Source organism: Dysgonomonas termitidis, from assembly GCF_054657735.1.
The window spans coordinates 1014240-1026706 of record NZ_BAAHYD010000003.1; the positions used below are offsets into that span (position 1 = coordinate 1014240).

General features: G+C 41.9%; 7 protein-coding genes and 1 tRNA gene. 6 read left to right on the forward strand and 2 right to left on the reverse strand.

From position 1 onward, the window contains the following. Nucleotides 1-8 precede the first annotated feature (8 nt). Together ACYQ3L_RS25105 and ACYQ3L_RS25110 are read left to right on the forward strand one after the other, a co-directional pair. Nucleotides 9-1613 (forward strand): RagB/SusD family nutrient uptake outer membrane protein, encoded by a 1605-nt coding sequence (locus tag ACYQ3L_RS25105; RefSeq protein WP_379996476.1) that lies wholly within the window; start codon nucleotides 9-11, stop codon nucleotides 1611-1613. Between the two features lie 357 nt (nucleotides 1614-1970). Next, on the forward strand, nucleotides 1971-2405 hold the full coding sequence (locus ACYQ3L_RS25110; RefSeq protein WP_379996474.1) for an acyl-CoA thioesterase: 435 nt from the start codon (nucleotides 1971-1973) through the stop codon (nucleotides 2403-2405). Nucleotides 2406-2415: 10 nt separating this feature from the next. Here the strand turns inward: ACYQ3L_RS25110 and ACYQ3L_RS25115 are convergent, their stop codons facing one another. Both ACYQ3L_RS25115 and ACYQ3L_RS25120 read right to left on the reverse strand, forming a co-directional pair. Then, on the reverse strand, nucleotides 2416-2913 hold the full coding sequence (locus tag ACYQ3L_RS25115; protein ID WP_379996472.1) for a YdeI/OmpD-associated family protein: 498 nt from the start codon (nucleotides 2911-2913) through the stop codon (nucleotides 2416-2418). 311 nt (nucleotides 2914-3224) lie between these two features. After that, nucleotides 3225-3297 (reverse strand) — tRNA-Lys (locus ACYQ3L_RS25120). Nucleotides 3298-3572: 275 nt separating this feature from the next. Here ACYQ3L_RS25120 and ACYQ3L_RS25125 point away from each other — a divergent pair. The 4 genes from ACYQ3L_RS25125 (at nucleotide 3573) to ACYQ3L_RS25140 (ending at nucleotide 12362) form a co-directional block, all read left to right on the forward strand. Further along, nucleotides 3573-6443 carry an exo-beta-1,4-galactosidase gene (locus ACYQ3L_RS25125; protein WP_379996470.1) on the forward strand — a complete coding sequence of 957 codons (2871 nt, stop codon included), beginning with the start codon at nucleotides 3573-3575 and terminating at the stop codon, nucleotides 6441-6443. A 4-nt stretch (nucleotides 6444-6447) separates the two neighbouring features. Next, the gene (locus ACYQ3L_RS25130; protein WP_379996468.1) at nucleotides 6448-9234 is read left to right on the forward strand and encodes an alpha-L-rhamnosidase; all 2787 of its coding nucleotides are present in this window, start codon (nucleotides 6448-6450) and stop codon (nucleotides 9232-9234) included. Next, nucleotides 9231-11303, forward strand: coding sequence for a beta-galactosidase (locus tag ACYQ3L_RS25135; RefSeq protein WP_379996466.1), 2073 nt, complete (start codon nucleotides 9231-9233; stop codon nucleotides 11301-11303). The genes ACYQ3L_RS25130 and ACYQ3L_RS25135 overlap by 4 nt, the downstream gene beginning before the upstream one ends. 108 nt (nucleotides 11304-11411) lie before the next feature. After that, nucleotides 11412-12362 (forward strand): glycoside hydrolase family 43 protein, encoded by a 951-nt coding sequence (locus ACYQ3L_RS25140; RefSeq protein WP_379996464.1) that lies wholly within the window; start codon nucleotides 11412-11414, stop codon nucleotides 12360-12362. The last annotated feature ends 105 nt before the right edge of the window (nucleotides 12363-12467 follow it).

The window sequence follows — 12467 nt, forward strand, 5'->3', positions numbered from 1 at the left end:
CTATGAATATGAAAGTTAAATATATAAAATCATTCATGACAGTTGCTCTGCTGGTTTTAGCAGCAAGCTGTACGGATCTCGATGTAGATATTAAATCACAGTATACAGAATTTCCTGATTCGGAGATTGCTGCGGAAGCAAAAGCGGCCAATGCTTATTTTGCTATGCGCGGCCCGTTGGGACGTGATTATAATCACGCTCAGACTTTGTCTTCAGACGAAACTATGTCTTTTTCTTTTAATGGTTCTGATTATTACGACAATGGCCGTTATAATCACATGGCTTTGCATAACTGGACGCCGGATGATGCTACAATCGGTTATTGGGAAAATTTCACCCAGGGCATTACAACCTGTAATGGACTGATTGCAGAAATGGGAGGGGATGAGGCTGCTGTAACCGCGCCTATCCGTGCTGTCCGTGCCTATTATCTCTGGGTATTGATGGATAGCTATGGTGATGTACCTTTGCTGAATCGTATATTGGCGGAAGACGAAGCGATAGACCGCTCACCCCGTGCTGATATAGCTCAGTTCATAGAATCGGAATTGTTGGCTGTTATCGATCTGTTGTCTACGAATGTTGATATCTCTACGTATGGAAAGCCTACCCGCTGGATGGCCGATGCCCTGTTGGCAAAGCTCTATCTGAACTGGGCCGTTTATACTTGCGGCGATGTGGCTACCTATACTCCCGCAATGGCGAATAATAAGCTAAGTGATGTGGTGAAATTCTGTGACGACATTATTACTTCCGGTAAATTTGACCTGACAGATAGCTATATGTCTAAATTTAATTCGGAAAACGGGGCACATATCAAAGACTTCATTTATGCCATGCCTTTCGATCGCGAAACTCAGCAAGGTATGACATACGCCCGCTTTTGGACACACCGTAATGGAAACAAGGAATTCTATGGCGTGGATTTGCCGAGTAGTGTAGGCGGTTGTTTTGCGATTAACTCCGAATTTGTAGACAAATTTAATCTGGCGGGAGATGATCGTAACGAACAGATTATCGGCGGACCATTATATGTGCGTTCTGCGAGCACTTACAAAGCAACTTCTACACCCTGGGTGGTTGACGGAAAGCAGGTGACATTGACGAAAAATATCACATTGAATAAATTGGATGAAACTATGCCGGTGGACAATACAGCTCATGGAGGCCGTTCGCAGGGTTATCGTTCCATCAAATTCTATATGGACCTGAAAACGACAGCTTCTCAGAGTCGTAACCAAAGTAATGATGTACCTATTTTCCGCTTTGCAGATGTCTTGTTAATGAAAGCAGAAGCTGTTTTACGTGGAGCTACCGCTACTAACGGGGATACGCCCATGTCTCTGATGAATCAGATCCGGGATTATGTTCATGCTCCGAAAGTTACCCGGAATCCGACACTGGATGAGCTTTTGGATGAACGTGCCCGTGAATTTGCCGATGAGAACTGGCGCCGTAATGATCTGATCCGTTTCGGTAAGTTTGAAAATGACTGGGGTTATAAGCATATTATCAATCCGAGTGCCAAAACGGAACTTTATCGCCGTATCTTCCCTGTTCCAAAATATATTCTGAATACTAATACCAATTGGTCACAAAATAAAGGATATTAAGATGCTTTTCTTCCGGGACTCCGGCTTAGTTGATAGTCGGTTCGTATAATAAGGCTAATAAGCGGCTATCGATGAGGCGGAACAGAATTTAAAAACAGGAAATCGTCCGGGTTAATTTGTATTGACGCGGACGATCCTCTATAGACCTGATATCGGCTGATTATTGGTATTAACTACAATCAATTACTTCAATCATATTTATGTGGTAAAACTTAAATAAGATAAGGTCTAAATATAGATTTCATAACAAGGTTGCATTTTCAATAATATATGATTGCTTTTAAATTCTAGTTGCTTAGAATTATATATTTTATCGAAATGTTATAACTTTGTGTCCGTAAATTTACTTAAATATTTATGGAAGAAATAGTATATAAGCACACCTTACCGCTTCAAATTCGTTTCAATGATGTTGACAAATTCGGGCATGTAAATAATGCTGTATATCTAAACTTTTATGACACGGCCAAAACGGATTATTTTAGTTCGGTCTGCCCGAATGTTGACTGGGAAAAAGAAGCGATTATTGTTGTATATCTGGAGGTTATGTTTAAAAGCCAAATTTTCAGTACAGACAATATAGCAGTTCGTACTGCTGTAACGGCTATCGGAACCAAGAGCTTCGACCTACGCCAGATTCTAATCGATACAGAAACTGAAGAGGTAAAATGTGTCTGCAATTCTACAATGGTAACTTATGACCTGGCAAGTAAAAATACAATGCCTTTGAAAGATGAGTGGGTGAAGGCTATTTGTGAGTTTGAGGAAAAGGATGTGAGGAAGAGAAAATAATGCGGTACAATTACTTTTGCTGCTGCTTTACTTTATCATAGAACCTTTCTCCGTTTTGTATCATTATCATTGTCTTGGCAATACGTTCTGCTTTTGTTTGCTCTGTTTTTGCCGAATATATCCAATCTATAAACGCTTTTTTCCCGCCATCACTGTATGTTTCGAATTTTTCGAAGATACCCTCTTCATACTTCATACATAAAATTAACTCTTCGGGAATTTCGGCAGGTATATTATCTTCATATAGAACAATATGTACAATGTCGCCGCTTTGCTTTTTGATTTTTCTTCTTAATTCCGAATTGACGGCTAAAAATAAATGCCCGTTACCAAGAGGTAATAAACGGACATTGGAAAATTTATAATTATCTATCTTTCCCATTACTTTCATCATTCCGAAAGCCGTCTTGGGCATCGGGATTTCGGTTATTTCAGCGTAGGTCCATCCTCCCTTTCCTTCAAATTTCTGTAATATATAATCCTTATTTACTAAAGGTTTTTCTACCATAATTTTATCTCTGTTCTATATTAATTAGCCGGCTATCACTGACAAGCGGCTAAGTATATTGAGTGCCTTATTTATAACAGGACATTCCTTAATATATTTATAAATAGACTTTCCATTAATGCGAGTCCCATGCTTTACCGGCACAATTAAGTTGCAACTAAGTTACAAAAATAAATTTGTCAAAGTGTATGTGGTTGATTAATAGTGTTTTTTTGCTTGTGCTTAATTGACTCTATTCCCTGTTACTATCCCTGTGAAAAAGAAAACGCTGCAATCGGCTTGATCACAACGTCTTACAAAGTTTTTAAAAGTGACCCCGGAGGGGCTCGAACCCTCGACCCATTGATTAAGAGTCAATTGCTCTACCAACTGAGCTACGGAGTCTTTTTTGTAGGTGCAAAAGTATAATAATTATTCTTTTTAAGGAAATTAATCTCTAAAAAAATAGATATGGATGGTAATTTTTAGTTTGTAGTTGAATGTAAATTTTCTCTTACTCCGGTTAATACTATTATTATGCATCCGCCATATTTATCCTGATTTTGTCAAAATATATAGGTATTTGAATGAAATTACATACCTGTTTATGCCCTTAAACGGTATTTTTGTATCATGTAATAATATGAAATTACCTTAAAATATAAAACCGGGGAAAAACCATGAAATACATTTCCATATTACTCAATACACTATTTTTATTAATTTGCCTGACATCTCAGGCTCAGAATAAAACAATAAGCATAGAAGGACAGTGGCGGTTTCAGGTAGACAGGTCTGATATAGGGGAGAAAGAAAAATGGTTTAGTAAAAAACTAAACGATAATATCCATCTGCCCGGTTCCATGACCGAAAATTACAAAGGGGACGATGTCACGCTCACTACGCAATGGACAGCCAGTATATACGACAGTTCGTTTTTCTTCAATCCGAGGTTAGAAAAGTTCCGTAAACCGGACAATCTTAAACTTCCGTTTTGGCTCACTCCTGTAAAATACTATGTCGGTGCGGCGTGGTATCAGAAAGATGTGATTATTCCGGCAGATTGGAAGGGAGAACGGATCGTCTTATTTTTGGAGCGTCCGCATACAGAATCCCGCCTTTGGATCAATGAAAAAGAAGTAGGTACGGATAATTCTCTTTCTGTTCCTCATGTTTTTGACATCAGTGGCTTCCTCAAAGCAGGAAGTAATACTATTACTTTACGCATTGATAATCGTACAAAAGATATTGATGTAGGTAAAGATTCACACAGTATAACCGACCAGACACAAGGAAACTGGAACGGAATAGTCGGCAAACTGGAACTGCAATCCACTTCAGTTACATATATAGAGGATGTACAGCTATATCCCGACCTGAAGAATAAAAAAGCACTGGTAAGACTCACCATTGCAGGCCGGGCATCGGGGCAGATAACACTTAAGGCGCAAAGCTACAATGGAGAGAAAGTACATACGGTAGAGCCGGTTCTGCAAAATTATACGGCTAAAAGTCAGTCTACAAAGGTAGAACTGGAATTATTTATGGGTGATGAAATGCTTACCTGGAATGAGTTTCATCCCAACCTGTATAAATTATCAGTATCATTGAAGACGTCGAAAGGAACAGATACAAAAGAAGTCCGCTTTGGTATGCGTGAGTTTATGATAGAGGGGAAATACTTTTATGTAAATGGTCAGAAAACCATGCTTCGCGGAACTGTCGAAAATTGTGTTTTTCCCCTTACAGGCTATGCTCCTATGGATGTGGATTCTTGGGAAAGGATTTTCCGTATTTGCCGTAGTTTCGGGCTTAATCATATGCGTTTCCATTCATTTTGTCCCCCTGAAGCAGCAATGGAAGCAGCTGATTTAGTCGGCTTTTATTTGCAACCTGAAGGACCCAGCTGGCCTAATCATGGTTCGTCTTTAGGCGACGGCCGTCCTGTAGATGATTATCTGTGGAAAGAGGCTGAACGTATAGTGAAGCAATATGGCAATTATCCCTCATTCTGCATGTTTGCTATTGGCAATGAACCCCGGGGGCGTTGGGTGCCATGGGTAAGTAAATTTGTCGATTATTGGAAAGAAGCGGATACGAGACGTGTTTATACAGGTGCTTCGGTGGGGAATAGCTGGGCTTGGCAGCCTCACAATCAGTTCCATGTGAAAGCGGGAGCCAGAGGGCTTGCATGGGATAATCAACCGGAATCGGAATCGGATTATTTGTCACGTATAGACACGGTAAAACAGCCCTATGTATCGCACGAAACAGGGCAATGGTGTGTATTTCCCGACTTTTCGGAGATAAAGAAATATACAGGGGTAATGCGTGCCCGTAATTTTGAATTATTCCGTGAAGATTTGGCCGACAGGCACATGGGAGATTTGGCCTATGATTTTCTGATGGCTTCGGGCAAATTACAGGCATTATGCTATAAACATGAAATAGAAAAGACATTGCGTACACCCGAATATGCAGGATTTCAGTTATTAAGCCTGAATGATTACTCGGGGCAGGGTACCGCTCTGGTTGGTGTATTAAATGCTTTCTGGGAAGAAAAAGGATATATTGATGCCGACGAATTCCGTAAGTTTTGTGCGCCTACCGTCTTATTGTCCCGCATGGATAAATTTACATTTAAAAATGACGAGACAATGACCGCCCGTATCGAGGTCGCTCATTTTGGAGAAAATGTATTGAGACAACAATCGGTCAAATGGCGTATAACGGATACTTACGGGAAAATACTGGCAAAAGGACAACTTTCGCCTAAAGATATTCAGATAGGCAACTGTCAGCAGTTGGGCACAGTCTCTTTTGCGCTTCAATCAATCGATAAAGCACAAAAACTAAATCTTGAAATATCGTTCGATTGTACGGATATTTCCAATAACTGGGATTTCTGGGTATATCCGGCACAGTTACCGGAAGCGGATACTTCGGATATATACATAACCAACCGGATAGACGGACAAACAAAAAGCGTATTGGACAAGGGAGGCAAAGTCCTCCTGCTTTTAGCCGGAAAAGTAGAACAGGGCAAAGACGTCGTACAATATATGACCCCTTCGTTCTGGAATACTTCATGGTTTAAAATGCGCCCGCCACATACAGAAGGCTCATTGATAAATAATTATCATCCTGTATTTAAAGATTTTCCTACAGACTTCTATACCGGATTGCAGTGGTGGGAGCTAGTGCAAAAAGGGCAGGTGATGGAGATGAATAATTTTCCTGCCGGTTTTCAGCCGATCATTCAGCCTATCGATACCTGGTTTATCAACCGTAAATTAGGTACATTGTTTGAAGCCAATGTGGGGAATGGCAAGATGATGGTATGCAGCGCCGATATTACAACTGAACCAGATAGACGTATTGTGGCAAGACAGCTGTATTACTCGATAATAAACTATATGAACACAATTCATTTTGTACCCGAAAAGTCAGTGCAACTGTCTGTAATAGAGTATTTGGTGAGGAATGAAGGAGAGCGTATCAATACACATACGACAGATGCTCCGGATGAGTTGAAAAATATTATAAGATAATAACATGAAAAAACTATTATTAGCAGTTATACTACTGATAACATTCATCAACTGTACTCAGGATAAAGGCATAACGGACTGGCCCGAAGTAACAAAAGAAGCAAAGCCGTGGACCCGCTGGTGGTGGATGGGGAGCGATGTCGATTCTGTGAATCTGACTTATAATCTGGAGGAGATGGGCAGGGCCGGAATCGGGGGGGTGGAAATCACCCCTATCTATGGAGTTAAGGGCCGTGAAAGTCATTATATCGATTATCTGACTCCAAAATGGATGCAAATGTTAGCTTTTACCGAATCGGAAGCCAGCCGTTTGGGGATGGCGGTAGATATGAATATGGGCACGGGATGGCCGTTCGGAGGGCCTGAAATTACAATTGAAGATGCTGCAACCAAAGCGATTTTTCAGCAATATGAACTAAAAGGAGGACAGGAACTTAAAGAATCTGTTCAGGTAAAGGATGATAAGCAAAAAGAAGTTGCTTATCTGAGCAAACTGATCGCTTATTCTTCAAAAGGAGAAAAACTGGATATAACAGATAAAGTAGGCTCTGACGGAAAACTGATATGGATAGCGCCTGCCGGCGATAATTACAACCTGGTCGCTCTGTTTATAGGAAAAACATTCCAGCAGGTAAAACGTGCCGCGCCCGGCGGACAGGGTTATGTCCTTAACCATTTCGATGCAGATGCGGTACAACGCTATTTCGGCAAGTTTGACAAGGCTTTCTCCGATAATAAAATATCATTTCCGCATAGCTTCTTCAACGATTCGTACGAAGTATATGGCGGGGATTGGACACCGGATCTACTTGATCAGTTCGAGCGCAGGCGTGGATATAAACTACAGGACTATTTTCCCGAATTACTGGGGGATGGAGCGACAGGTATTTCGGCACGTGTCATTTGCGATTATCGTGAAACTGTCGGCGACATATTGCGGGAAAACTTTACTCAGGCATGGACTACATGGGCGCATTTACATAATACGACTACAAAGAATCAGGCTCATGGGTCACCTGCGAACTTGCTGGATTTATATGCCGCGGTAGATATTCCCGAATGTGAATCTTTCGGTATAACAGATTTTGATATTCCTTATCTGCGTAAAGATTCTATACGGAAAGAGAACGATGGAGATCCTACCACACTGAAATATGCGTCTTCGGCTGCACATATAACAGGTAAAAAATACACTTCATCCGAAACATTTACCTGGCTGACAGAGCATTTCCGCACATCCTTATCGCAATGTAAGCCGGAGATCGACCAGATGTTTACATCAGGTGTAAACCATGTGTACTTTCATGGTTCTACTTATTCACCTGAAGATGCAGCTTGGCCGGGCTGGAAATTTTACGCTTCGGTGGATATGTCCCCGACAAATTCCATCTGGCGTGATGCCCCTGCGTTTTTTAGTTATATCACAAGAATACAGTCGTTTTTACAGGAAGGAGCTCCGGATAACGACTTCTTATTGTATTTGCCAATGTATGATATTTGGGAAGGGCAACGCGGAAAATATTTTACCACCTTTGCCATACATGGAATGCGCGACCGTCTTCCTGATTTTTGCGGGGCTGTGGAACAAATAATGGCTAATGGCTATGATCTGGACTATATTTCGGATCGTTTTATACAAACAACCACCATAGAAAACGGATTGTTGAAGACTGAAGGTGGAACCACTTATAAAGCCCTTATACTTCCGGCAGCAAAACTGATCCCGCTTGAAACATTGGCCCGGATTCAGAAACTGGCGGAACAAGGCGCTACGGTTATTTTCGCCGAACAGTATCCTTCCGATGTTCCGGGATTATCTAATCTGGAAGAGAGGAGAGCAAAGTTTACTTCGGTAATGAAATTATTTCCGGATATAGATTCATTCGGTAAAGTTTCTGTGAATGTATCCGGTAAAGGGAAAATTATTACCGGAAATGACTATGGGGAAATATTACCGGCATGCGGGGCAGACAAAGAAATATTTGTGTCTGAACTTGGCGGGCAACTCATTCGCCGCAAGAATGCTACCGGATACCACTATTTCTTTACTATGCTGAAAAATAAACGTGTAGATGACTGGGTGACTTTGGGTGTAGATGCAGAAAGTGCTATGTTCTTTGATCCGATGACGGGCCAAAAGGGCAAGGCGGCTATAAGAAAGCGGAATGGAAAAACAGAAGTTTACATGCAGTTGCAACCGGGGGAATCCATTATCCTGAAAACATTTACTAACACCAAAATAACAACGGATAGTTGGAATTATTACCAACCGGCAGGAAATCAAACGGAACTGAAAGACGGATGGGAGATGAACTTCGTAGAAAGTGAGCCGGCCATTGATGAAACTTTCAAATTACATACGTTAGGCTCATGGACCGAACTTGGCAATAACAATCTTAAAAGGAATATGGGCACTGCCCGCTACACGATGAAATTTAATTTTAAGAAGCCTGCGAATGAAGAATACCGTTTGTGCCTGGGTGATGTCCGTGAAAGTGCAAGGGTGCGTGTTAACGGGAAGGATGCAGGTACGCTGTTCGCCGTGCCATTCGAAACAAATATCGGACAGTTGCTTGTCAACGGCGAGAATACACTGGAGATCGAAGTTACCAACCTGCCTGCCAACCGTATTGCCGATTTTGATAAGCGGGGTATCGAATGGCGCATATTCCGGGAAATCAACTTTGTGAGCATCACTTATAAAGATGTGCGTTTCGATACGTGGAACCCTGTTCCGTCGGGACTATTAGGCCCTGTAACAATAAAAGAATTAAGAAAAATACAACCATGAAGAAGACGTTTTTATTGACCTTCCTTTTGCTTTTAGGACTTGGCCTCACAGCCCAAAATCCGGACAGGTTTAATCCGAAAGACCTTACGATAGTAGGAACTTATTATTATCCGGAACATTGGGACGAATCGCAATGGGAGCGCGACCTGAAACAAATAAAGGAGCTCGGCTTCGATTTTGTGCATTATGCCGAATTTGCATGGGCGCAGCTTGAACCGGAAGAAGGTGTGTATGATTTTGCATGGCTCGACAGGGCGGTGGATATTGCCGGCAGAAACGGCTTGAAAGTGATTATGTGTACATCCACGGCTACCCCTCCCGTATGGCTTGTACGCCGGTATCCTGATGTGCTGATAGAACATGAGGACGGTACGAAGATGGATCACGGCGCACGCCAGCACCCCTCGGTTTCAAATAACTTCTATCGGGAATATTCGATGAAGATGATAGAGAAACTGGCGCAGCATTATGGGGATGACAAACGTATAATGGGTTGGCAGCTCGACAACGAACCACGTCCGGCACAGGATTACGGGAAGGACGCGCAGCAACGGTTCCGCGATTATGTGAAGGCTAAATATAAGACAATAGACGCCGTAAATAAGGCCTGGGGCACAGCATTCTGGAGCCAGGTATATTCTGGTTTTTCGGAGATAAACATTCCCCGTTTATCACAGATGTTTATGAATTCCCATCAAATACTCGACTACCATCGTTTTACAACAGACGAAATGGCTGGTTTTCTGGATGAGCAGGCGGTGCTTATACGTAAATATGCGAATCCTCAACAATGGATTACTACTAACTACATTCCCGAATATAGTGACGGACATCTGAGGAAAAGCAATGAGCTGGACTTCCACTCCTATACCCGCTATATGGTGTTCGGTGAAGATTATGGTATCGGGCGCAAAGGTTATCGTTTAGGGCCGGTGGAAAGAATAGCAAAGGCGAATGACTTTTTCCGCACTATAGACGGGGTGTATGGCGTGATGGAACTGCAACCCGGACAAGTGAACTGGGGCAGGATAAATTCGCAACCGTTGCCCGGAGCAGTCAGGCTGTGGTTGTGGCATGTATTTGCGGGAGGGAGCAAATTTACTTGTACTTACCGCTACCGTCAGCCGATATACGGAACGGAACTTTATCACTATGGTATTGTTGGCCCGGATGGTGTGACACCTACAAAAAGCGGACTAGAATATTCCCGGTTTATAAAGGAGATCGCACAACTGCGCAGGGAATATAAGGGTAGTACAAAAAATCCGGACAGTTATGAGAAACGCCGTACCGCTATTCTTTATAACCATGAGAATACATGGGAAATACAGCGTAACAGGCAGACAACCGAATGGGATACTGAAAAGCATATAGACAAGTATTATAATGCATTGAAAAACTTCGGGGCGCCTGTCGATTTTATAGATGAACGAAACGACTTTTCGGAATATAATGTAATGATCGCTCCCGCATATGAGATGCTGGACAGGGAATTGGTGCAACGTTGGCGGAACTATGTGGAGCAAGGTGGAAATCTGGTTTTAACGAGCCGCACTGGTCATAAATCACGCAACGGACAATTGTTTGAGGCTCCTTTTGGCGAACCTATCTATTCTTTGATAGGAGCAAAGATTGATTTTTACGATTTGCTGCAACCCCGGACTCCCGACCGGATAGCATTCGACGGCCGGAAATATGACTGGACAAGCTGGGGCGAAATATTGGTTCCCGAAGCAAATACTGACACATGGGCTACATATGAGGGCGATTTTTATGAAGGAAGTCCTGCAATAGTATTTCATCGTTTGGGTAAAGGCACGGTTACTTATGTAGGGGTGGATTCTCAAAAGGGGGAGATGGAAAAGGCTGTTTTGAAAAAACTGTATGGCGTTTTGAATATTCCATTAGCGGATTTGCCTGCGGGATTGCATATCGAATATCGTGACGGCTTTGGAATCGCAGTGAATTACGCGGACAAAATATATTCGCTGCCTTTGCCCGCAACCACAAAATATGTGATTGGCGGTAAGGATATTCCTGCGGCGGGAGTCTCTGTATGGAAGGAATGATGATGAGGCTTGCTCTGAATATAAACCGGCAATATGAAAAAATATCTATAATTGAATAACTTTATACAACAATAATTCGGTTAAAGAACAAAAAAGGACAGAGAAAGAATGAAGACATTAATTAACCTTATTTTATTACCGGTACTTCTTTTCTCTTGTGGAGGAAAGCAAAGAACGGCAGAAGCCGAGGATGCAAAATCTGTGTATTTATTCTCGTATTTCAAGGGAAATGGAGACGGCCTGCATTTGGCATATAGCAAAGACGGGATGAAATGGGAAGCATTGAATAACGATTCCATTTACCTGAAACCTGAAATTGGAAAAGACAAGCTGATGCGTGACCCCAGTATCGTTCGGGACGAAGAAGGTACCTTCCACATGGTATGGACTTCGGGTTGGTGGGATCAGGGTATTGGCTATGCATCGTCCAAAGATTTGAAAACATGGTCGCGACAGACGAATATTCCGGTTATGGAAAAGTTTGAAGGAACGAAGAACACATGGGCGCCGGAACTATTCTATGATAAGAAAGACAGGACTTTCTATATCTTCTGGGCCTCGACTATACCGGGTGTGTTTCCGGATTTACCTACTTCTGAAAGTGAAAAGGGATTAAATCACAGGCAATATTATGTAACGACTAAAGATTTCAAAACCTTCAGCGATACCAAACTGTTCTTTGAACCGGGGTTCAGTGTGATTGACGGTGCCATATTGGATAGGGAAGGGCTTTACTATCTTTTTATAAAGAATGAAAATTCAAGTCCGGCGGAGAAGAATATCCGTGTAGTATCCAATGATAAGCCTTACGGCTTTCCTGTTACGGTGTCAGAACCTATTACAGGAGACTATTGGGCCGAAGGACCTGCGCCGTTATCAGTTGGAGAATATGTTTATGTGTATTTTGATAAATACAGGGATCATAAATATGGAGCGGTAAGGTCGAAGGATATGAAAGTATGGGAGGATGTTTCCGATTCTATTGTTTTCCCTGTGGGCGTGCGGCATGGTACGGCTTTTACTGTTTCTGAAGATATATTGAATGGTTTGTTGGAATAGTTATTTTATAGATAATAATAACTCACAATTTCTTTATTATTACATAAAACTTTATCTATAGGTAGGAGCTGTTAGCCTTTAGCTTATAGCTGTTCTTTGAAGTAT